The sequence below is a fragment of the Vibrio sp. J2-3(2022) genome (assembly GCF_021725735.1).
Lineage (GTDB): Bacteria > Pseudomonadota > Gammaproteobacteria > Enterobacterales > Vibrionaceae > Vibrio > Vibrio diabolicus.
In genome coordinates this window covers 1-22,238 of record NZ_JAKKCK010000012.1, presented here as the reverse complement: position 1 = coordinate 22,238, position 22,238 = coordinate 1, and the positions used below count along the sequence as shown (strand labels likewise).

Annotated in this window: 31 protein-coding genes and 1 pseudogene; all 32 read right to left on the bottom strand. The window is 40.2% G+C overall.

Features of this window, described 5'->3' with window-relative positions:
* Positions 1-113: 113 nt before the first annotated feature.
* The 32 genes and pseudogenes from L3V27_RS22480 to L3V27_RS22215 all read right to left on the bottom strand — a co-directional run bounded on the left by L3V27_RS22480 (position 114) and on the right by L3V27_RS22215 (position 22,112).
* On the bottom strand, positions 114-524 hold the full coding sequence (locus L3V27_RS22480) for a cytidine deaminase (RefSeq protein WP_025630327.1): 411 nt from the start codon (positions 522-524) through the stop codon (positions 114-116).
* A 154-nt stretch (positions 525-678) separates the two neighbouring features.
* Positions 679-1,497, bottom strand: a complete 819-nt coding sequence (locus L3V27_RS23440; protein ID WP_237312775.1) for a hypothetical protein — start codon at positions 1,495-1,497, stop codon at positions 679-681.
* 136 nt (positions 1,498-1,633) lie between these two features.
* Positions 1,634-2,506 carry a DUF2971 domain-containing protein gene (locus L3V27_RS22460; protein ID WP_237312773.1) on the bottom strand — a complete coding sequence of 291 codons (873 nt, stop codon included), beginning with the start codon at positions 2,504-2,506 and terminating at the stop codon, positions 1,634-1,636.
* A 166-nt stretch (positions 2,507-2,672) separates the two neighbouring features.
* A complete protein-coding gene (locus tag L3V27_RS22450; protein WP_237312772.1) occupies positions 2,673-3,143 on the bottom strand; it encodes a GNAT family N-acetyltransferase in 471 nt (156 codons plus the stop codon).
* A 92-nt stretch (positions 3,144-3,235) separates the two neighbouring features.
* Positions 3,236-3,658 (bottom strand): DUF2750 domain-containing protein, encoded by a 423-nt coding sequence (locus L3V27_RS22440; protein WP_346346961.1) that lies wholly within the window; start codon positions 3,656-3,658, stop codon positions 3,236-3,238.
* 705 nt (positions 3,659-4,363) lie between these two features.
* Positions 4,364-4,594, bottom strand: a complete 231-nt coding sequence (locus tag L3V27_RS22430) for a hypothetical protein (protein WP_237312768.1) — start codon at positions 4,592-4,594, stop codon at positions 4,364-4,366.
* Between the two features lie 219 nt (positions 4,595-4,813).
* Entirely contained in the window at positions 4,814-5,125 is a 312-nt protein-coding gene (locus tag L3V27_RS22420; protein WP_017420651.1) for an antibiotic biosynthesis monooxygenase, read from the bottom strand.
* A gap of 167 nt (positions 5,126-5,292) precedes the next feature.
* Positions 5,293-5,793 carry an opioid growth factor receptor-related protein gene (locus tag L3V27_RS22410; RefSeq protein ID WP_237312766.1) on the bottom strand — a complete coding sequence of 167 codons (501 nt, stop codon included), beginning with the start codon at positions 5,791-5,793 and terminating at the stop codon, positions 5,293-5,295.
* Positions 5,794-5,948: 155 nt separating this feature from the next.
* Positions 5,949-6,326 carry a hypothetical protein gene (locus L3V27_RS22400; protein WP_237312762.1) on the bottom strand — a complete coding sequence of 126 codons (378 nt, stop codon included), beginning with the start codon at positions 6,324-6,326 and terminating at the stop codon, positions 5,949-5,951.
* Positions 6,327-6,472: 146 nt separating this feature from the next.
* Positions 6,473-7,114, bottom strand: coding sequence for a DUF6037 family protein (locus L3V27_RS22395; RefSeq protein WP_029853472.1), 642 nt, complete (start codon positions 7,112-7,114; stop codon positions 6,473-6,475).
* Between the two features lie 268 nt (positions 7,115-7,382).
* Entirely contained in the window at positions 7,383-7,754 is a 372-nt protein-coding gene (locus L3V27_RS22390) for a hypothetical protein (RefSeq protein WP_237312760.1), read from the bottom strand.
* A 300-nt stretch (positions 7,755-8,054) separates the two neighbouring features.
* Positions 8,055-8,546, bottom strand: coding sequence for a gamma-glutamylcyclotransferase family protein (locus L3V27_RS22380; RefSeq protein WP_077200586.1), 492 nt, complete (start codon positions 8,544-8,546; stop codon positions 8,055-8,057).
* 134 nt (positions 8,547-8,680) lie between these two features.
* Entirely contained in the window at positions 8,681-9,751 is a 1,071-nt protein-coding gene (locus tag L3V27_RS22370) for a hypothetical protein (protein WP_237312756.1), read from the bottom strand.
* Positions 9,752-9,912: 161 nt separating this feature from the next.
* The gene (locus L3V27_RS22365; RefSeq protein WP_237312754.1) at positions 9,913-10,395 is read right to left on the bottom strand and encodes a MazG-related protein; all 483 of its coding nucleotides are present in this window, start codon (positions 10,393-10,395) and stop codon (positions 9,913-9,915) included.
* Between the two features lie 158 nt (positions 10,396-10,553).
* Positions 10,554-11,072: a hypothetical protein gene (locus L3V27_RS22355; protein WP_237312752.1), complete on the bottom strand. Its 519-nt coding sequence runs from the start codon at positions 11,070-11,072 to the stop codon at positions 10,554-10,556.
* Positions 11,073-11,272: 200 nt separating this feature from the next.
* A complete protein-coding gene (locus L3V27_RS22345; RefSeq protein ID WP_237312750.1) occupies positions 11,273-11,749 on the bottom strand; it encodes a GNAT family N-acetyltransferase in 477 nt (158 codons plus the stop codon).
* Between the two features lie 174 nt (positions 11,750-11,923).
* Positions 11,924-12,685 (bottom strand): nucleotidyltransferase domain-containing protein, encoded by a 762-nt coding sequence (locus L3V27_RS22340; protein ID WP_029845485.1) that lies wholly within the window; start codon positions 12,683-12,685, stop codon positions 11,924-11,926.
* Positions 12,686-12,823: 138 nt separating this feature from the next.
* Positions 12,824-13,429, bottom strand: coding sequence for a hypothetical protein (locus tag L3V27_RS22330; protein WP_047010327.1), 606 nt, complete (start codon positions 13,427-13,429; stop codon positions 12,824-12,826).
* 153 nt (positions 13,430-13,582) lie between these two features.
* On the bottom strand, positions 13,583-14,059 hold the full coding sequence (locus tag L3V27_RS22325) for a DUF2059 domain-containing protein (protein ID WP_025527151.1): 477 nt from the start codon (positions 14,057-14,059) through the stop codon (positions 13,583-13,585).
* A 134-nt stretch (positions 14,060-14,193) separates the two neighbouring features.
* On the bottom strand, positions 14,194-14,625 hold the full coding sequence (locus tag L3V27_RS22315; RefSeq protein ID WP_005386969.1) for a T6SS immunity protein Tdi1 domain-containing protein: 432 nt from the start codon (positions 14,623-14,625) through the stop codon (positions 14,194-14,196).
* Positions 14,626-14,781: 156 nt separating this feature from the next.
* The gene (locus L3V27_RS22305; RefSeq protein ID WP_237312748.1) at positions 14,782-15,531 is read right to left on the bottom strand and encodes a class I SAM-dependent methyltransferase; all 750 of its coding nucleotides are present in this window, start codon (positions 15,529-15,531) and stop codon (positions 14,782-14,784) included.
* A 157-nt stretch (positions 15,532-15,688) separates the two neighbouring features.
* On the bottom strand, positions 15,689-16,114 hold the full coding sequence (locus L3V27_RS22295) for a nuclear transport factor 2 family protein (RefSeq protein WP_167426455.1): 426 nt from the start codon (positions 16,112-16,114) through the stop codon (positions 15,689-15,691).
* Positions 16,115-16,277: 163 nt separating this feature from the next.
* Positions 16,278-16,646: a VOC family protein gene (locus L3V27_RS22285; protein ID WP_024701877.1), complete on the bottom strand. Its 369-nt coding sequence runs from the start codon at positions 16,644-16,646 to the stop codon at positions 16,278-16,280.
* Positions 16,647-16,783: 137 nt separating this feature from the next.
* A complete protein-coding gene (locus L3V27_RS22280) occupies positions 16,784-17,197 on the bottom strand; it encodes a hypothetical protein (RefSeq protein ID WP_237312746.1) in 414 nt (137 codons plus the stop codon).
* Positions 17,198-17,338: 141 nt separating this feature from the next.
* Entirely contained in the window at positions 17,339-17,860 is a 522-nt protein-coding gene (locus L3V27_RS22270) for a GrpB family protein (protein WP_237312744.1), read from the bottom strand.
* A gap of 161 nt (positions 17,861-18,021) precedes the next feature.
* Entirely contained in the window at positions 18,022-18,417 is a 396-nt protein-coding gene (locus L3V27_RS22260; RefSeq protein WP_140095693.1) for a hypothetical protein, read from the bottom strand.
* An 817-nt stretch (positions 18,418-19,234) separates the two neighbouring features.
* On the bottom strand, positions 19,235-19,558 hold the full coding sequence (locus L3V27_RS22250) for a DUF6572 domain-containing protein (RefSeq protein WP_038217934.1): 324 nt from the start codon (positions 19,556-19,558) through the stop codon (positions 19,235-19,237).
* Positions 19,559-19,698: 140 nt separating this feature from the next.
* The gene (locus L3V27_RS22245) at positions 19,699-20,316 is read right to left on the bottom strand and encodes a LysE family translocator (protein ID WP_237312742.1); all 618 of its coding nucleotides are present in this window, start codon (positions 20,314-20,316) and stop codon (positions 19,699-19,701) included.
* A gap of 147 nt (positions 20,317-20,463) precedes the next feature.
* Entirely contained in the window at positions 20,464-20,706 is a 243-nt protein-coding gene (locus L3V27_RS22235) for a zinc ribbon domain-containing protein (protein ID WP_080765108.1), read from the bottom strand.
* A 240-nt stretch (positions 20,707-20,946) separates the two neighbouring features.
* Positions 20,947-21,468, bottom strand: a complete 522-nt coding sequence (locus L3V27_RS22225) for a GrpB family protein (RefSeq protein ID WP_237312740.1) — start codon at positions 21,466-21,468, stop codon at positions 20,947-20,949.
* A 27-nt stretch (positions 21,469-21,495) separates the two neighbouring features.
* Positions 21,496-21,607 (bottom strand): annotated as a pseudogene (locus tag L3V27_RS22220) (DUF3265 domain-containing protein); the annotation flags it as partial.
* On the bottom strand, positions 21,603-22,112 hold the full coding sequence (locus tag L3V27_RS22215) for a hypothetical protein (RefSeq protein ID WP_069495707.1): 510 nt from the start codon (positions 22,110-22,112) through the stop codon (positions 21,603-21,605). The pseudogene L3V27_RS22220 and the gene L3V27_RS22215, both read right to left, overlap by 5 nt.
* Between the last annotated feature and the right edge of the window lie 126 nt (positions 22,113-22,238).

Here is a 22,238-nt window from a genome sequence, read left to right as displayed (position 1 = left end):
GCCCTGTTAAGGTGTGAGCAACGCATTACCGAAGCTCCCGCATACCACCTTAAACACTACATACAACGCATAGTAAAAGTGCCACGCGTTGCGAATCACTCTTAAACAGTTTGTTATAGCGCTTTGCCGTTTACAAGTGACCAATGATGAGGCATTAATTCACGTATAGTTTTGAAAACCAATGCATTCTCTGGAGTCGTTATGGCTGCTTTGACATCCCCACCCCAGTGGACGAGGCGCTCTTGGCAAACTCCGCATGGTGACAAGATTAGAAACTCATCGTTCTCGTTTTCACGATACAGGCATAATGAGTGGGTCACTCGCTCATTGAGTTTGTGAGCCTCTAAATACGCTCCCACTTCCATGCATAGTGAAAGAGCATCGTTTTTAGTATCAGGAGCAATGCTTGTTAATATTTTTCCTGACTCTGTTCTAACAGCCGCAGCACCACCCCAACCAGAAGGATATCGCATATTTACTAGTTCTATTGCTGCTTGATAAAGCTCTTTTTCGATATTATCCATGACCATCCATATTCAATTTTATCGAGCGCTATAACGCCCAATTAAGGTGTGAAGCACGCGACCACGGCACTCCATTTGACTACCGTAAACACTGAACTCAACCCAAACCAAAAATGCCAAGCGTGCTGAATCACTCTTAAATTGTTTGTTAAATTTATTCGTGCTTCGGTACTATGATAGTTCTTACATCAATGTCTTTATCGCAATCACTTAAATCGCGTTCGATACCTCTAGGGTTTGCAATACGCCCCTCTGGATCATATACAAAGCATATTAGGCTGTTACATTGAGGGTGTTTCTTATAATTAGCAATATCAATAACCAGCTGGTCACCTAAATCTTTATCGGTCATCGATTGCCTAGTTTTTTTGACCTCAATGATTGTATTAACTTCTGGAAGAAGAAAATCACTTCGAGTGGAGCTACCCGCATAGCTAGGATTCCACTCTTCAGGTCGAATATCAGCAAAGTGTAACTTTAACAATGAGTGCAACAAGTTTTGAACGTCATACTCATCATTTACATCGAGAGTTGAACGGTTGGAATACCTTTTTCGTAATTGCATAGCCACTGAATGAAAACGATTGAGTATTGTATTTAATCCATCCAAGGACTGAGCAGTTTTATCGATATCTATTTTGGGGTTTTCGTCAAACATCTTTGGATTTCGCTCGATTCTTATCGATAGAGAATCAATGGCCCCTTTTACTTCCTCAAGGCTTGCGTAGGATGAAATTTGCTGCCAGTTAGAAATACCTTGATTGTAATACTGGGCAATCATGCTTGCGGTGTTGGACGAACCGGGTATATGATCGTGACATAGATCTATTACCTCTTGCACAATATTTCTAAAACGATTTCCGTCATTGCTATCAATGTACAAACCGTCTCTAGTTTTACTGAACCTCGGTAGCATTGCTGCGATTTCAGAGCTGTACTCACCAAGGATTTCTACAATTTCATCTTTCTGCACGATACTACCTCAATAAATTTAACGCCCTGCTAAGGGGTGAGCAACGCAATACCGAAGCCGCCGCATACCACCTTAATCACTAAATTCAACGCAAAGTAAAAATGCCACGCGTTGCGAATCCCTCTTGAGCAGTTTGTTAGGGCTCTATCTCGTCATCTTCCATAACGACTGAAAGCAGTGCTTCTTGAGCGACTTCACCAAAGTGATGCTCTCTATGTAATAAAGTCCAAGCGAATTTATCTAAGCTAACAGTTTTTAATCCAAACCGGTTAGGGATCATCGTAGCTTTTTCCAGCTTTACGTGAGAAAACTCGGTTCGATCCGTAAACTTAGTAATTTCAGCAAGTCTCTTGCCTGGGAATCTAGCACCAAATATCACACGTTTAATCGCTTTAGGATCTAACTTCTGAATATAGATATCAGGTTTAACTTCATCTAATAAGTTGAGAGTGCGAATAAATCGCCACTCTCTCTCATATTCCCACTCTGGTGACTTTGTCAGCAGAGATTCCACTACCTTATCTGGGAACGGTAGACCTACGACTTTTTCATTTTGATACCTGACGGCATTCAAAGTTGAAAACTCTTTCCCTCCAGAGCTCATTTTGAAAAGTGACTCATGTGTATAATCTAACTCAACAACTACGCCTTTATGTTCGTCAGCATAATGAGCCCACATCAACAAATTTAAAGGGCACTCTGTCAACGAAAGAACACCTAAGTCCTTTTTTATTTCTCGATACCCTTTTAGAGCATTAATCAATAAGGTATCTTCGTTTCTCTCTGCAATATCACGTAGCTCAGCTTCACTCTTAGTTGTTTCATTAGCGACCATCGAATTGTAAAAATGGTCAACTAATTGAAGTCTTACATCTTTATCAAATGCAAGATGACACTCATATGGGTCGTTTAAAAAGTCGGGTTGAGTAAACCTTATTCCCATGGTTTCAAAAAGTCGAACAGCCCCATCAGCTGTAAAATACTTAAATAGTTTGTCTGTACTTCTCATTATTAACCTATCGATCTGATAAACACTGTAGCCCTAACGTCTTGTTAAGGTGTGAGGCACGCAATACCGAAGCTTCCGCATATCACCTTAACCACTAAAACCAACGCATAGTAAAAATGCCACGCGTGCCGAATCACTCTTGAACAATTTGTTATGTAGCCGACTTTCAGGGTAGTGCTTTCTGTCCAATTTGGATTTTGGGCGCAATACCAGCTTTGCGATACAAAGCTAGAGCAGATTCATTGAAAGAATATACTTCTAACCACAGCTCTTCTCCGCCGTTAGAAATAGCACTTTCTTCAAATGCCTCTATTAGCGCCAGTCCAACACCCTGACTCCTAAAGCATGAATCCACAACAATCTGTTCAACGCTTGCGATCTTTCGCTGTTTGAGCGTCCAAGACTTACGAACCCATAGCTCACCAAAAACAAAACCTACTAACTGCCCTTTGCTTTCGGCTACCAGACAAATCGAGCTTTCACTTTCGATTATCTTGTGTAGGTCTATTTTTTGTTCAATTTCTTCCGGTGATAAAAAGTCATCAGGTAAATTTGCTTGATGATACTCATTAAGCTGAAACTGTAGTTTCTTGATAACACTGATATCTTCAATGCGAGCTTGCCGAATATTTAACATATATAAATCCTTTTAACCTACCGTCCTCTCGCGGCTACATAACGCTCTGTTAAGGGGTGAGCAACGCAATACCGATGCCACCGCATACCACCTTAATCACTAAAACCAACGCATAGTAAAAATGCCACGCGTTGTGAATCCCTCTTAAACAGTTTGTTAGCTGCGTACCAACATTTTGCCACATCAATTGCGACAACTTCTGTACCGCACAGGTTTGGATCCCAATTGAGACCCACAAGATGTCCATCGCTATGAATACCTTTTAGCCAATTATCAACGAATGAATCTAGGTTAATTGGACTTGGGACATACAACTCCCAATCACCAATTGCGACCCGACTTGCGTATGCTCTATCTGACCAAAAAACATAAACTAATGCGTCTGGACACTGATTCGAATTACAAACTGCCCAACCACCATCAGGATGCTGAAGTCCCCAAACAGTTCGATTTTCGATTACTCTGTCGATAAATCTTATGTAATTGGAACTTGATGTAGCTTTATCTTGGATCATCATTTTTCCTCTAAGCAGCTAACGCCCTGCTAAGGGGTGAACAACGCAATACCGAAGCCGCCGCAAACCACCTTAATCACTAAATTCAACGCATAGTAAAAATGCCACGCGTTGTGAATCCCTCTTGAGCAGTTTGTTAGTTTGCAGACCCAAAGGGTTGATTTTACGTTATTTTAAACTTTGCGAACAACAAACCATATGTACTTTGATGCACTTAAGTCAGGCGTAGTCTCAAAGCGGCTAGTCAATGAAACCACTTGGAACAAACAACGCCGCAGAAAGCGAACGCACAACACCAGAGAAAACTTCCTCGCAGCAAGTAAATCTGCTTTTGTACCAATAAACTCACAAAGTAGAGTTTCAACAAAAAAGTACGACTCAATTAACCCAAAAGTCGCCGCACCAAAGAACAAACCAACCGTTGAAACGATGCCACTTTTGGATTTTTACCACGTTAATTAACACTGAAATTGAACGCCGATACGACAATTTCAACTTTGAGCTTTTACCACTAGATCTTGCAATATAGCTGCGTTTTTCCTCTTGCAAACTAACGCCGCATTAAGGGGTGAACAACGCCACCACCCAGCCTAAGCTATTGTGCCGTAAACACTAAAGTTGATTCAAACCAAAACTGCCAAGCGTTGTGAATCCCTCTTGAATGCTTTGTTAGTTGCCAAACTTAACGCTTTGATTTGAAGTTTATTACCACTTTGCCAAAACTGTTTTTACATGCTTTGAAAAACTTAAATCAGGCGCAGTTTCAAAGCGTTTGTCACTGAAACCACTTGGAGCACGCAACGCCGTAGAAAGCGGGCTAACAACACCAAAAAGCTCATTTGAAACGACAATATCGCAGAGCTGACTCTCAACAAGCGAATCAGCGTCTGAAACAGAAAACTCACACCGCACAAGGAGCCAAAGCTCGATTTTCACAACCCCAAATAACTAGAAATTGAAATACGAAAACCAAGCCAAAAACACATGGACATTAGCCTTAAACATTCTGCTTTAGGTACGTTTTACTCGTTGGCAACTAACGCCGCGTTAAGGGGCGCAGGCACGCAATACAAAAGTGACCGCATAGCACCTTAACCACTAAACCCAACGCAAATTGGAAATGCCACGCGTGCCAAGTCCCTCTTAAACGCTTTGTTATAACCACATGTTCTCGCGGACTTCATAATGGCTCACGTGGAGATCAGGATTTAATTTGTACTTCTCGTCTTCTGGGTACAACTTAGCAATACTGATATCTTCACCTGCAAACGACTTAATACAATCTAGGTCTTCCCAGTAAGTCAGCAACGTGATTTCAGCATCATCTCCTAAATCTCGATTCAGAATTTGTGCCCCAAGAAAACCTTTGGTGGCTGATGTGTCTTTTATGCCTGTCTCGTAAAGGTACACAATAAACCCTTCTTCATGCTCCTTCGGACAGGTAGCTTTCCATTCCCTTGCTATCATAAATACTCCATTTTATGCCGTGGTTATAACGCCCTGCTAAGGGGTGAGCAACGCAATACAAAAGCTGCCGCAAACCACCTTAACCACTAAAACCAACGCATAGTAAAAATGCCACGCGTTGCGAATCCCTCTTGAGCAGTTTGTTAGTGCGCTTTTTCAGCGATCACCTAACCTTTGAGCGCGTTACGCCAATACTCGACCGTTTTATCTGAAACCAAGCCAGTTTCTCTTGCCGCTGCCACTAGAAAGTCAGACAAGTTAGTTGCTATCTGTTCATTACCTAGTAAATACAAACTACGAATTGCTCGGGTCAGACGAAGTTGGTTGTGGTCATGACTTTTAAGCCAGACATGGTTAGCAGGACTTAGCGCTTGTAAAGAAGAAATCTCACATCCATCTCGCTGTAATCCCCAAAACTCAAGTAAAAGGTCGAGTGCTTTTAAGTGAGCAACACGTAATTCTTCTGAGTTGGCAAAAGCCTCTCGATCTGCTTGAGTTACCAAAGGAGCATTTAGATTGAACTTAGTCCCCTCATCAATCGGGAAAAGAACTTGAATATACTTATGATCATGCTCCAGCCAGAAGTGGTTGTAAGCTAACACCTGCTCTACATTGCGACCAAATTTATCTGGAGCTTTACCAGATATGAAACGAGCAATTTCACTCATTTTAAATCCTGCTAATTGTAATTTTTATCTTTGCGCACTAACGCCCTGTTAAGGTGTGAGCAACGCAATACCGATGCCGCCGCATATCACCTTAAACACTAAAACAGACGCATAGTAAAAATGCCACGCGTTGCGAATCACTCTTAAACAGTTTGTTATGCGATTGGTGATGATAACTGTGAATTTGCCATTCGCACAACTTGACGTATCGGTTGTAATTGAATTTCTGAAATAATCGCTGAAACATACCCAACGACTATAACGGGGATTCCAACCGACAAACCAAACCACACTGATCCACTTAATTCAGGCTGCCCCCACTGACTGTTGAGCGATGACATGATAGAAGAAAAGATCAACGTCAAAGATAGAAGCTGAATCCAAGTATAACTAGATACGACGAAAGTATTCGAATAATGATTTTTGCTAATTGTAGCCTTACCTGCGAAACCTCCAATCTTCACTCTAATCTTTGAGTTACTACCAGAGATTTCGTAGCCCTGAGAAACCAATTGTTCAATTATTTCTTCCACCTTAAAACTCCTTTTTACTGGGTCGCATAACGCCGCATTAAGGTGTGAGCAACGCTACCACGAAACTTAACCACACCACCGTAAACACAAAACCCAACGATGGAATGAAAAATGCCAAGCGTTGGGAATCACTCTTAAATGCTTTGTTATATTTTTCCACTAACGGGTAGCTTGTTGTTAGAACTAAAGTTGCTAATAATTTCTGAGTCAGACTTTTTCTTATCCTCGTCTAACGAGTAATTAAAGCTAACTTGAGGATCACTTGATAGTTTTGAGTACAAAATTGGTCTTAATATTCGCGTCTTATTGTCATTATATGGACTTCTATTCCTATTGTTAGAATTTCTCTTAGCTGAAAAACAGTATATTTTTCTTGGGTCCTCACTATCACTCTTTGACAAAGACTCAACCATAGCAACATCAACTTCTTGAGTTCTATGTAAACCAACAGTTAAGGGGATAAAGTTAGAGAGATATTCATAAAATTGACTTAAGATATCACGCAAATTTTCTGACCACTCAATACCAAAATATGTTCTTAGCTCTTGAGCTGTGATCAAAAGCTTCCTGGTATTAGCTGGAGCAACTAAGTTATCTGAGATGTCATTTTTCTTCAAAAACTCTAGCTCCAAAAGTGCATGCTCTGGTCTTTTAGCATCGTTTTTATCGTACAGCTTAACTAGTACAATATAATCTACCGCTTTAAATGTGAATGGAAACGCATCGATCACCCAACCGTTACTTTCCATGTCTGTTTTGAGTACTCTAAGGTTTTCTAACACATTCATAACGCTACCACTTTATTCTATTATCGTTGTACACATTACAATCTAAATGCCCTTAACTGTACAGCGTATAGTTTGAAAAAGCTCACAATTTAGAATAAAGATAGGATATTTCTGAACTGTGATTTCGAACAAAAATATAACGCCAAATTAAGGTGTGAACAACGCAAACACCCTACCTAAGGCATTGTGCCATAAACACTAAACTTGCTAGAAGTGAGAGCGCCAAGCGTTGTGAATCACTCTTAAATTTCTTGTTATGTGTTTGATGTTAAATAGATTTTCCGAAACGTTTTTCTAGCAAAGTGTCTATGTGCTCTATAGTAAACAAACTACTTGGTTTGAAATTTGCCTTAATTTTTGAAATTAATGATGAATCCGCCCCCAACAGCACAAAGTCTTGGCAAGGGTAGTCAAGATAGATGCCACACCAATCTCTTTTGCTTGGATAAAAATACATGCCAGCAAATGCTAATTGCCATTGAACTTTATCCGATTCTTTTACGTCTTCGACTGAATAGTTTTCAACCCAAACCGTACTAAACTCATCGATATCCGCAAACATAGTTAAATAAAAATATAAACTACCCCCACAGGAACTATCGTCACACTCTTGGAGCGTTGCTAACCCTTCTAAGTTCATGTCTGCATCAAAAAGATACAAGGGATCAACTAGGATAAACTAGGATAAACTCCCAATTATTTTGAAATACTTTAGATAGCAAATCAGTTTGATCTGTATATGACAAATCAAACCATACGCCTTCAATTTCCTCTCTCGGTAAATAATCCACTTCCTACTCCGGATGAATACTGTGGGAACACATAACGCCCTGTTAAGGTGTGAGCAACGCAATACCGATGCTACCGCATGTCACCTTAAACACTGAGCGCAACGCATAGTAAAAATGCCACGCGTTGCGAATCACGCTTAAACAGATTGTTAACTGTACATTTCGCGTTGCTCTTTATCTCTTTCTTTATTCGAATCTTCACTGGTAGTTACTGCTTGAATCTTTTCTAGGTAACTAACTGGCACTCCGATTTCTTGCGCACCCACAATTACATGATTTAAATACCAAGAATATGGAACCAAACTTCCATCAATGTTAGTTGCTACATATGTAATAGCTTCAAAGAAGTTTCCTTGATCATCTTCAACTTGAACAACTTTTTCGTCATAACCATACCCTAACCCCTCGGCACGATCTAAAGAGCGTTTTTCATTTTCATCTATTTCAAACAATGCTCCAAAGATGTTGTCTTCCATATTTCCAGTGAAATACGCATCACACTTGCCGGAGCCGTCTTTGCTACTTTTATGAAATGCCAAATCATGTTCTTTGAGTGAAAACATTCCGACCCTTTCAGCGCTCGGCACTCTTTCTCTTAACCTTGTCAAAGACATATTTGAACCATAAGCAAAGTATTTCATTTTATCTCCTGTACAGTTAACGCCCTGTTAAGGGGTGAGCAACGCAATACCGATGCCGCCGCATACCACCTTAAACACCAAACGCAACGCATAGCAAAAATGCCATGCGTTGCGAATCACTCTTAAACAGATTGTTAAGTGTCAAATTCTTGCACGTAAATTACTACGGTATCTGACGAGTCAATGACAGATGCCTCATGATATAAGTCTTCCAATTCATTACGCGTTAATTCACGAGAACCAATCTTTCCTCGGTTAAAGAGTTCTTCGAATAGGTCACCGGAAAGAGAGTACTCTTTTATATCGTCATACGTAAGTTGAAGACCGCCGCGCTTACCATAACTCGTACACTCTTCAATTTTGCAAATTGGTAAATGTTCACCGGTTGAAATAAACTTTTGCTCAGCGGTTTGCAGTTTATCCGTAGGTCTCAAGAAACCGGAACAACATGGGAACCGATATTCATCGGAATTGGACTGACAAATCCCTTTGTTACAGAGAAATTCTCGCATCTTGTCAATTTGCCCATTCATACGATCATCGGAAAGATACATTTTTCTGTTTTCCCAGATTTTGTATTGAACTGCGACGATACTTATGCCACCAGTGCGATCATTATGTCGCTCATATATTATATCTGCGCCTGTTATGTGCTCAGGTCTATCTGGGTGTAAAACGCGGACTCGAAGGATCTTTCCATCAGTTAAGCGAAAATCTTTATGCGCATGTCCCTTTGAGAGCTCTGGTAAATTTCTTTCAACGTTATATGCATCACGGAAAATCAATTGATTTTCACTGTGAGCTTTAGGTTCTAGTTCTTTTTTTGCCTTATCTAACTGGCTAAGCCTACGTTTAAGCTGGTCAGTCCGTTTGCGGTCTTTTTGGTTTGCTTTAGCAACATCGAGTAAGGACTCGTACTCAGCAATATCCTTTAAGACTAATTCTAAGGCACTAACTTCCGTTTCTTCACGCAGAGACTCTAATTCAGCTCTTTGTCTATATTCCTTTGTCGTATCACTCTCTCGTTCTCTTTTTAGAAGGCTATTTTCCGGACCAAGGAGCTCAGGATAAAGATCTCCAGCAAACTCTAACGTGTTGTCGTAAGTAGACTTTGACATACTGCCTTTGGAAGCAAGTTTGACCATGTCTCTTACCGCATTGAGAGTCACCCATTCTTGATTAAGTCTATTATTATTTTCTTCCATCGAATCTTATTTCCAACCGTAATACCATGTTGAATTGACACTTAACGCCGCATTAAGGTGTGAGCAACGCTACCACTAAACCTAACCCATTGCACCGTAGCCACAAAGCCTAACCTTGAACTGATAATGCCAAGCGTTGGGAATCACTCTTAAATGCTTTGTTATGGCGCTGAACTCAAAGTTAGCTCTTGTATATCAATTTGGTCTACTTCCCTACCCAATATTCGCTTGTACTCGACTAAACGATGAACTGGGATGACTGGCAACTCGATACCTTGATATTCTTTAATAACTGATTCTGAAAAGTAGATTTCAAGCTGATGCCAAGAGCCATCTTGACGTGATTGTATCTTCGTATGTTGAGACAAACCGATTTCAATTTTTTGACTTTGGTAAATCAACTGGAAATACTCTAAATCCCAACCATATTCGGCATAATGAGCTAACGGCTTTGATATGTATTTTGCTACATGCGATAACACCTTGTCTGCGTCAGAGTTATGAATATAAAGATCTATATCTGCGATTTCCCGACTACCACCATGAATGGTTGCCGCTAACCCACCGACTATTTGATACTCCACATCCTCTGCATCCAAGATTTCTTTGAGCCACTGCAAGGCTACTTTAACTTTATCACTCATCTAGTTCCCTTAGCTGAATTTTGCCCTGCGCCATAACGCCCTGTTAAGGTGTGAGCAACGCAATACCGAAGCCACCTCATACCACCTTAACCACTAAACCTAACGCATAGTAAAAATGCCACGCGTTGCGAATCACTCTTAAACAGATTGTTAGGTGTTTATAATGGTATGATGTCTATCACATCCAGCTCTTGTAATGTTTCTTTGCTATCACCACTTCCATTTGTATAGGCAATTTCTTTACGATTAGCCTTATGTACTTTATCTTTCGATATCATTCCATCATAACTAAAATTCTTAATGATAGGCATATTTAACTCAGCAACCCTCTCGGCTACAATATAATTCAAGTCGATATCAACCTTATAACCATAATCTTCGAACTTGCTTATTGAAAACTTACTTACACAAGATTTTTTATATCTTTCTTGTTCTTTACATAAATCAAAGTAGAAGACGGCTGGCATTGAATCATAATAAACCTCAAATACAACAGGTTCTGATGAATACATAGAGTGTGTGCTAATTTTCACCAACCCTATATTACCTTCACTTTTGCCTACTACATGATTTTTATTTTCAATTTCATTCCACTTAAGTAAGTTATTATCATTATAATTTGTTGTATTAGCACAACCAGACAACGCCATACAAAACAAAAGAAATTTAAATTTCAAAACACCCTCCTTTTATTATATTCATAAATTAGTTAGTTTATTGAAGTATTTCAAAAAACAGTCCTTACACCTAACGCCCTGTTAAGGGGTGAGCAACGCAATACCGGAGCCGCCGCATACCACCTTAAGCACTAAATTCAACGCATAGTGAAAATGCCACGCGTTGTGAATCCCTCTTGAACAGTTTGTTATACGATGCCTCACACCAAGCACTGAAACTGACCGTTTTTAGCTTTGAAACCTAGCTTATTAAACAAAGCTTGAGACCGAAAGTTACCCTCATCAATATCTGCATACAATCTTTCAATACCCAAAGCTTGAGCATGAGAAAATAATAAGCTAAGAGCTTCCGACATATACCCTTGTCGCCAGTACGATGAATTTAGTAAGCATCCGACTTCACAGGAATCACCGTTATCACTAAAGCCATGTAAGCCGCAGGTTCCAATAACCTTGTTTGTCGCTTGAACCATAATCGCCCATTCCAACGATTCACCTGATTTCTCTAGTCGAGCAACGCTTTCTAGCATCTGAACTATCAGATCTTTCGATGTAAAAACTGGGTCTGAGGCAAATTCCATTGTTTGAATATCACCATAAATTTCAAACAAATCATCAGAATCATTCATTCGAATTGACCTCAAAACAATTCTACTTCCGTGTAAATCAGGCTTCATTTCTCTCCTTAATCGTATAACGCCGCATTAAGGTGTGAGCAAAGCTACCACGAAACTCAACCTTACCACCGTAAACACTGAACTCAACGATAGAATGAAAAATGCCAAGCGTTGAGAATCACTCTTAAATGCTTTGTTATATTCAAATTTCAGTGAGTTCAGTGGTACTTACATTTAGCTAGGAACAATGTTTTGACTTAACCGTTCGTATAGTTCAATCGCCTCAGTTTTAGATACCAGTCTCCCTGTAGCATATTGGTAGGCTAATTCGAGATCATAACTTTGAACTGGATAGTACCTTTTAGCAACTTCAACACATTGGGATAGGTCTGTATACCAACTACAATCTTTAGCTGCGACGAAGTAATAGGCTGCTCTTAGTAACTTCTTACCAAGAACCTTAGCAACATTCTCGTCACTCATACCAGCATATCCGAAGCTCGTTTGTTCCAAGAAGGTTAGCAAATCACCATTAAGAGCTTGAGCTATTTCAATGCTTGGTTGGTACGATGAGAACCTAGCCGACAAGTCATTACCCCAAATACAACAGCAACAGTGCTTCAACCAAAATTGCCAATGATATTTTTCTTTTGGTTCTAGAACAATATTGAGGTAACCAGGGTCAATATCGAGCTTACTCACCTCGGGATACTCTTTAGGAATGGCAGCTGATAATTCATTAAATACCTGCTCTTCCTTTTGACTGATTGGGGTTGTAAGTATGATGGATACATCTAGATCGGAGCTACCAACAATCGCGTTTCCTCTTGGCACACTACCATACAAATATATCCCATCGACTTGATCAGGTAGTCGGTAACACAACTCAGAAACGACAGCATCGACAACAGCTTTGAATTCGGGCTGGATGTTCTTTGATGAGTAGATATTTCGGATAAAACCCTGCTTGTCGAGACCTTTATCTTGCTCGTCCATGTTGATTTCCACCTTTGAATATAACGCCCTGTTAAGGTGTGAGCAACGCAATACCGAAGCTCCCGCATAACACCTTAAACACTGAGCGCAACGCATAGCAAAAATGCCAAGCGTTGCGAATCACTCTTAAACAGTTTGTTATATACCGCTATCGACTAAAATTTTAGTCAGTGTTTCTTGGATATTGTTATCAAGACTATCTTTTACATGCGCTTGTTCATCTTGAGATAAAAGCGAGAACTGCGCGGGAAGCTCTTCAATGTCGAGAACCTTAACCCCTTTTAAGTAACACGTACTGCATTTGCTGTCGCCATCAATATATGGAACAACATTTAACGATACATATGTTATTGCACCCATTCGTTTACCAAAGATTGATTGTTGATGGACACCATAGCCGAAAGTATTCGATACACCATAAATATCTCTAGGTACAAGCTTTATAGCCATATCAACATCACCGATTTCTGACTCCGAGATAAGCTTAACCGCCATCCCTTTTGCCTCGACATAGTCTTTGACCGTTTTAACAAGTAAATCAGAGAAAGAACTATCTTTAACTGCATCATAATCGTTGTTAAATATCGTTGTACCAGTCGTTACAAAGTTAGGATATTCAGGAAACTCGTTAACTACCCCGACGGTTTCAACTTCCTTAAGATCTTGCGGTTTCAACGTAGATGCACAGCCTGTAAGAACTACTAACAATAACAATGAGTAAACTAACTTTATTTTATTTTTCACCTTTATGCTCCCTAGGTATATAACGCCCAATTAAGGGGTGAACAACGCCTCCACCCTAACCTAAAGCATTGTGCCATAAACACTAAATTTGAAGTAGAAGCAAAAATGCCAAGCGTTGTGAATCCCTCTTAAATTGCTTGTTAAGTGTAATTTTCACTCTGCAAGTAACTTATGTAGTTCTTGCTCCTTAGCTTTCAAGCTAGGCTGAATTTCTTGTAACTTAGAAAGGATATAGCTTTGCAAGTAATGTGATATCTGGCTTCCTTTGGTTGCAAAAGCTTGCCCAGCAGGTGATTCAAAAAATTCCACTAACCCTTTTAGTTCTTCATCTGAATACATTTCTTGGTAAGCGCTAGCGATATGATCTTTTATTGATGGGTCAGAATAAATGCTCATTTGAAGATTAATGATGTCATTAAATATTTTTTGAGCATCATCTTTTTTGCTATCAGGGATGTTCTTGTTTGCTTCGACCTGCTTCTCTAACATATTTCGCATTGAATCAGACATCTGCTTCACCGAAGCATCTACTGACATCAGATCATATAATTTCAACGATAACTCTCTTGAGCTTGATTCCGCAAATACAGATGTCGAAACTACCAATAATAGAAATAAGATTTTTTTCATAACTCCCTCATTACACTTAACGCCTTGTTAAGGTGTGAGCAACGCAATACCGATGCTCCCGCATGCCACCTTAAACACTAGACGCAACGCATAGCAAAAATGCCACGCGTTGCGAATCACTCTTAAACAGTTTGTTATGTGTTTGCGTGCTGAAGTTGAAAATGCAACTGAGACATTAGTGATTGATATACTTTCATAGTAAATACTTGCAAATTTTCCATACAAAACTCACCACCAATAATTGGATGCAGATTCCAACCTAAGCATTCGTCTTGTTTTGGTTGTAGCCCGTGTTCGAGCGCCAAGTCGTACCAACTAGTTAAAAAGACATTATCACACCAATCTTGTGATTTATTCATTTTATTGTACTCATGAAAGTCCGAAGCAATTGTTTCATAGGTACCATCTAAAACCGATAACAATGAAATTGAGCCATCCACTTCACCAAATAGCCAGTCACCCATGATGGTTAGATACAAAGGTTTCCCTGTAGGATTAAGCAACCATTTCCACTGAGGTAACAAGGTATCTATTTCTACGTCCGAGACTTCCCAAATAAACTGCATTTTTATCTTTCTCACTCTGTTTAAAAACCCATTGACACATAACGCCTTGTTAAGGTGTGAGGCACGCAATATTGATGCTCCCGCATGATACCTTAACCACTAAAACCACCGCATAGTAAAAATGCCACGCGTGCCGAATCACTCTTGAACAATTTGTTATGCCTTTTGTGCTTTTATTAACCACCAAGGTCTACCGTCAAACAATCTAGACCCTACCTCATCTGCTTCGTTTAGAAGAAGATCTACAACTTGCTCCGATAGTTCCGCTCTCAGTCGCTGTTCATTCGCTAACCATTCATGATAGATTGAAGCCCAGTACTCTGAAACACCTGCTCTCTCGATAACTTCAGCTGAATTTACAAAGCCAGAATATCTTAAAGCCTTGTTCCAAGTCTTGCCCAAACGTTTAAATTTTGGAGAGTCAGCTAAAGGGGCACGGGTAGTAAAAAATAACTGCCCACCGTTGTTTAAATGCTCATATATATCTGTTAAGACCGAATATTCATCGCTTGCAAATGGTAGTGCATCAATACTAACTACCATATCGAAATTACCCTCGAGTTTTTTAATGTCATCAAACGAAGCAACTTCAAAACTCACTTTTTCACATACCCCTTGTTTCTCTGTTCTTTCCCGAGCGAATTGTATTGCTGCAAACGAGCGATCTAATCCTACAACTGTACACCCAAACTCTTTTGCCAACCAAACACTCAAACCACCTGACCCACAACCAAGATCTAAGATCCTTTTAGGTTTTAAATCTCTGATAGTCTCAGCTAGGCTTGCTAATAATTCATTTGTACAACTACTGTATGGCTGAAGATCTTGTGGATAAGAATCACCTACAGCTTTGACCCAGAGGGAATTAAAGAACGTATTTTGAAGTCTCTCTTTATAGCTATCCATGCTTTCTCCGAACTGTCAGAATACCTAGAGGCATAACGCTCTGTTAAGGGGTAAGCAACGCAATACCAAAGCCGCAGCATACCACCTGAAACACTAAAACCAACGCATAGTGAAAATGCCACGCGTTGCGAATCCCTCTTGAACAGTTTGTTATGCGTTACTTTCCCTCTGACAGCACAGAAATTCTTTGTAAATCTGTGCTTGGAAAATCAGGATCTACATACACGTACATACGACTTATTAATTTTCCACTAAATTCAAATACACTACAAAAACGACCAGTGGATACATTGTTGTCCGGCCAGGAAGTACCGTCACTCATTACACCTCCTTCCTGTCCTTCAACAATTACCTTGTTTCCAGATGTTGTTATTTGAAAACCGTCTATGTCGTGCCAGATACTGTTCAATGAGCTACCAATTCTATTACCAAACTCCACTAAGGCACTCTTTCCTTTCGCCTGTCCAAATTTAGGAAAGAAAAAATCAACATCCTCTGAAAATAGATCCAGATAACTAGGATCACCTGCATCTACTTTCTCGAAATACTTAACTACTAGCTCAACTAAATCGTCTTTTTCCATAATTATTCTTACATCCATAATACTCTGACGCATAACGCCCTGTTAAGGGGTGAGCAACGCAATACCGAAGCCGCCGCATACCACCTTAATCACTAAAACCAACGCATAGTAAAAATGCCACGCGTTGCGAATCCCTCTTGAACAGTTTGTTAGGGCGCAGAGCCTATTGATACACGCTGACTTCTATTAAGTTTTTATCAAGATCCAAAAAATAGACCGATTGGATTGCACCAACAGCTCCTGATTTTTCGACTGGACCCTCTATGATTTTGACATTTTCTTTGACTAAATGGTTTACCACTGATGTCAACGGCCAATCTGAAATTAAGCAAACATCACCTGAACCAACATTAGCTACATTTCGCGGTTCTTGGCCAAGAAGCTGAAAGTTAATCTTTTGATTTCCGAACGTTACAGCCTTACGGCCATTGGCAAAAGTCACCTCTTCCATGCACAAAACCCGTTTATAAAAGTCCACTGATTTTTCTATGTCGGAGACTGTGAGAACAATATGATCTATGTGATGAATCATCATTTTACTCCTTGCGCCCTAACGCCGCGTTAAGGGGTGAACAACGCCACCACCTAGCCTAAATCATTGTGCCGTAAACAATAAAGCTGAATCAAACTGAAAATGCCAAGCGTTGAGAATCCCTCTTAAACGCTTTGTTAGTTGGTTGAATTTAACGCGTGCTGAAGACTTTTCCAGTCTTTGCACCCAAGATAAACATTTTTACCACTAGTCAGTGTTAACTTAAGAGCTTTACCCACAGAAACATTGTACAGCCAGCCATCTTTTAACATACGAATCCCTATACCTTGATACCACTTAGTCTCATAAAGTGAAGTCTGTACAATGTCAGACAGTTCCACTTCTTTGCGAAGAAAGCCGAAACCAAAATACCAGTAAATTTTATTTCCACTTATTCCGACTGTCATAGAGTAAAACAATACAGCTATAACCAAATTGATTGATAATGCAATCACTGCGCTGCTTATGTGGCTAGACGTAAATATTATGATCGCGCTTAGGATAAAAAGGAGAGTTAGTAATACTTTATTAACTTCTGTTTGTTTATACATAGCTTGCAATCCTTTGAACCAACTAACGCCGCGTTAAGGGGCGCAGGCACGCAATACAAAAGTGACCGCATAACACCTTAACCACTAAACATAACGCAAATTGAAAATGCCACGCGTGCCAAGTCCCTCTTGAACGCTTTGTTAGGCAAATTTCCAGTTGAGAGCCTTAGCCTCATGCTCTTTAATAAAGCTGTCTTTATGACGGCAATATACATCTATGTCATTGTCGCAGATTGCTGTTCCAGTTTTCTTTAACACACCATACTCATCGGCCACTTCAGGAAAAGCGATAAGATACTCTTTAAAAGCGATGTGTCTTTGTGCTTCATGTGAACCTGTTAGAAAGGCGTGGACTTGATGAGTTCGTTGAACCCCACCTTTTTGAAAGTAACGCCTACCCGGGATACCAAACTCACCTTTAGCAAGATAGCCCAACGATTCCATTAAGTAACTTTGCTCATCCAGTTCACTGAGACATTTAACTTCGAGCAGAATATCTATAATTGGTTTCGCACACAAACCTTCAACTGAAGTGCTACCGATATGGTGAACTTCCACCACATTTTCTTGGCTTAACGCATTACAGATTAACGCTTTCTCTCGGTTAAAATCATCAGCCCACGACGACTGAAAATCTACGACTTCAATTACCCTTAAACTCACGCCTATCTCCATTTGCCTAACGCCCTGTTAAGGTGTGAGCAATGCAATACCAACGCTACCGCATACCACCTTAAACGCAAAACGCAACGCATAGCAAAAATGCCACGCGTTGCGAATCACTCTTAAACAGTTTGTTAGCAATATTCTTACAGCTTATGACCTTAGCTAGCAGGATCTACTGGGCAGTTTGGCGTAACTTCGTAATGAGAAGAATCTGTTTTCCATGCAGAGCCTGTCAGCAAGTCTGTCGGGATTGAGATAATACCAAAGTCGATTAGAACATTAAGGAACAAACTTTTACCCCATTGAAAACTATAGTCTGTAGTAACTGACGTCTGTTCACATCCAGGTTTCTGAGCAACTACAGTGTGAGCATCACCGCGCGGCACTGTAATACTCGCGTGATCCTTTCCATAGTATTTACCGTCAACAAATAACTTAGTCCCCTCTTCACGAGAGCTAAATGAGATTTGCTCATTAGAACCGTTGGTAATCGTAGAACAACCTGACACAAATAAAGAGCCCATAAGTAAAGAGCAAATTGTTAGTTTTTTCATTTTTGACTTATTGAATAAAAAGGGCGGAAATTATATTTACCACCCAAATCCATTCAATTTAAATCATCTATTGTTACGATTAATATTGCTAACGCCCTGCTAAGGGGTGAGCAACGCAATACAAAAGCCGCCGCAAACCACCTTAATCACTAAAATCAACGCATAGTAAAAATGCCACGCGTTGTGAATCCCTCTTGAGCAGTTTGTTAGTTTGCAGACCCAAAGGGTTGATTTTGCGTTATTTTAAACTTTGCGAACAACAAACTATATGCACCTTGATACACATAAGTCAGGCGTAGTCTCAAAGCGGCTAGTAAATAAAACGACTTGGAACAAACAGCACCGCAGGAAACGAACTCACAACACCAAAAAGCACTTTTGGAAAACCAATCTCACAATGCGGACTTTCAACAAAGTCTCTGAAACCACGTGAACTTACCACACCAGAGAAAACGTCATTTCAGCGAGTAAATCGGCTTTTGTACCAACAAACTCAACGAGCAGAGTTTCAGCAAAAAAGTTCAAATCAGTTAACCAAAAAGTCGCCACACCAAAAACAAATCAGCCGTTGAAACGATGCCAATTTTGGATTTTCACCACGCTAGTTAACACTGAAATTGAACGCCGATACGACAATTTCGACTTTAAGCTTTTACCACTAGATCTTGCGATATAGCTGCGTTTTTCCTCTTGCAAACTAACGCCGCGTTAAGTGGTGAACAACGCCAGTCGCCAAACCTAAACCATTGCATCTTAGACACTTAACCTGACTTGAATTGAAATCGCCAAGCGTTGTGAATCCGCCTTGAACGCCTTGTTAGTTGTAAGTCCCCAACTCGTGCGTGAGACTAAAACCTGCATCACTTACTACTTCTGAAACCAATGAAACGAATTTTTCAGCTTCGCGGTTTGGCTGATACTTTGAAACAATCCTAATTTCAAAAAGCTTGCCCTTTGCTATTGGGTATTGTTCAAATATTTCTCCAGATTCAATAAATGATAAATACAGATTTAATTTGTCTTGCAGCAGTAATAGCTTTTCATTTTGATCATCCCACTCTAAATGATCGGATATAACCAAAATTACTTTTTCATTGTCATGTGCAATAACATCTACTTTATCAAGCTGCTCAATCGTCATATTTTGTCCTTTGCAACTAACGCCCGCTTAAGTGGTGAGCAACGCTACCACAAAACTAAATTATTGCACCGTAAACACTAAAACCAAATCAGACTAAAACCGCCGAGCGTTGCGAATCCGTCTTAAAGCGTTTGTTAGTTTTATTGCTGGCGACTTAGTAACAGGCTTGCTCCAGACATAGCTAAAAAGGTTGCGCAGCCTCTATTGAAGTGCTTCGCCATTTTCGGTTTCGTGAACCACTGTCTTAAATATATTCCGAATATGGCATAAATCGATATTGCACCCATTTCTAATATTAGGAACGTAGCCCCTAAAACAAAGAACTGTTCATTTACACTAGCCGAAACATCAACGAACTGTGGAAGAAAAGCAGTAAAAATTAAGATCGCCTTCGGATTACCAGCAGCTAACAAAAATTCTTGTTTAGCTAAACCTAGTCGGTTGCGAGTATGTTCTAGTTCAGCGACGGGACTTGTCTCCGAACGCCATAGATTAAAGGCAATCCACAACAAGTACGCCGCACCTACGATTTTAATGGTTAGAAATAGGGTCTCAGAAGCGTAAAGCACCACCGCCAAACCTGAAGCAGCTAACGCGATCATTACTGTGAACGCTGCAATCCGGCCAAGACCAGCAATAAATGCAGACTTGAAGCCATAACAACGAGCATTATTCATCGATAATAGATTGTTTGGCCCTGGTGTCTTATTGAGCGCAAAACACGCAGGTATAAAGAACAATAACTTCCAGATTTCCACAATATTTCCTCCATAAAACTAACGCCCTGTTAAGGTGTGAGCAACGCAATACCGAAGCCGCCGCATACCACCTTAACCACTAAAACCAACGCATAATAAAAATGCCACGCGTTGCGAATCACTCTTAAACAGTTTGTTATGCCTATGCTAACCACCTAGAAAATCTAGTATTTTTTGTCCAGTACCTAGACCTCGTTTGTAAAACTCAGTGTGACCGCAGCTACTGCATGATAAGAAATAAAAACGGTGTTTGTTGTAATTGAAAAATGTACTCCAAAATCCACCACTGGCTCTTAACTCACCAACCTCATATGACTCTGAACCACATTTATCACAGCAGTATTCAAACTTCGATTTCACTTTGTCATTCCCTAACAGGTGGTTTGCCATCTGCTTGTTTGCAAGCTCTTTGCCTAAAGACCCGCACTTTTCACACTTTAATGATGAGTGTTCATTGCTATGCCCGCACCCAAAGCACTCCCATTTACTATCCATATTTCCTCTTATAGGCATAACGCCGCGTTAAGGGGCGCAGGCACGCAATACAAAAGTGACCGCATAACACCGTAACCACTAAACACAACGCAAATTGAAAATGCCACGCGTGCCAAGTCCCTCTTGAACGCTTTGTTAGGCAAATTTCCAGTTGAGAGCCTTAGCCTCATGCTCTTTAATAAAGCTGTCTTTATGGCGGCAATATACATCTATGTCATTGTTGCAGATTGCTGCTCCAGTTTTCTTTAACACGCCATACTCATCGGCCACTTCAGGAAAAGCGATAAGATACTCTTTAAAAGCGATGTGTCTTTGTGCTTCATGTGAATCGGTTAGAAAGGCGTGGACTTGATGAGTTCGTTGAACCCCACCTTTTTGAAAGTAGCGCCTACCCGGGATACCAAACTCACCTTTAGCAAGATAACCTAGCGATTCCATCAAGCAACTTTGCTCATCCAGATCACTGAGACATTTAACTTCAAGTAGAATATCTATAATTGGTTTCGCACATAGACCTTCAATTGAAGTGCTACCGATATGGTGAACTCCCACCACATTTTCTTGGTTTAACGCATTACAGATTAGCGCTTTCTCTCGGTTAAAATCATCAGCCCACGACGACTGAAAATCTACGACTTCAATTATCCTTAAACTCACGCCTATCTCCATTTTCCTAACGCCCAGTTAAGGGGTGAAGCACGCAATACCGATGTTACCGCATTGCACTTCAACACCGAAATCAAACGCATACCAAAAATGCCACGCGTGCTGAATCCCTCTTGAACTGTTTGTTATGTTCGTAGCTTTTGTAACCCTTGTATTGCTCGGTTGGTCGAATCTATTAAGTCTGTACGCTTCAGTTTCGTTCGAATAGCCAATGCTTCAATAAACTGCTTTTCAGCGAGTTCATAGTTACCAAGCTCCACGTTTAATTTACCCAAGTGTTGTAAACTAAAACTCAAAGAAAGCACACAACCGTAATCTTGGCTTTGTAAGTATGCTCTTTCAGCACCACACATATCACCTGCGTATTGCAACGCAATACCCGAAATATGAGTAGACCAAAACTTGTGCTTATCGCTAGATGTCAACATTTGGACTTTGGAAGCTAGCCAATAAGCCAAACTACAAAACCCTATAACACGCAAACAATCGGCTACTAAAATTTGCTGCCACTCTAGCTTTTCTGTTTCGCCTAACACCTTAAATTTTAAGCATTTGTAAATAGTTAAAGCCAGTTTATGGAAAACGCTGAAAGTTACCCTATCCCTTTGATAGCCCACCATTTCCTCCAAGAACATAACGCCTTGTTAAGGTGTGAGGCACGCTATACCGAAGCTTCCGCATACCACCTTAACCACTAAAACCAACGCATAGTAAAAATGCCACGCGTGCCGAATCACTCTTGAACAATTTGTTAGCCCTTT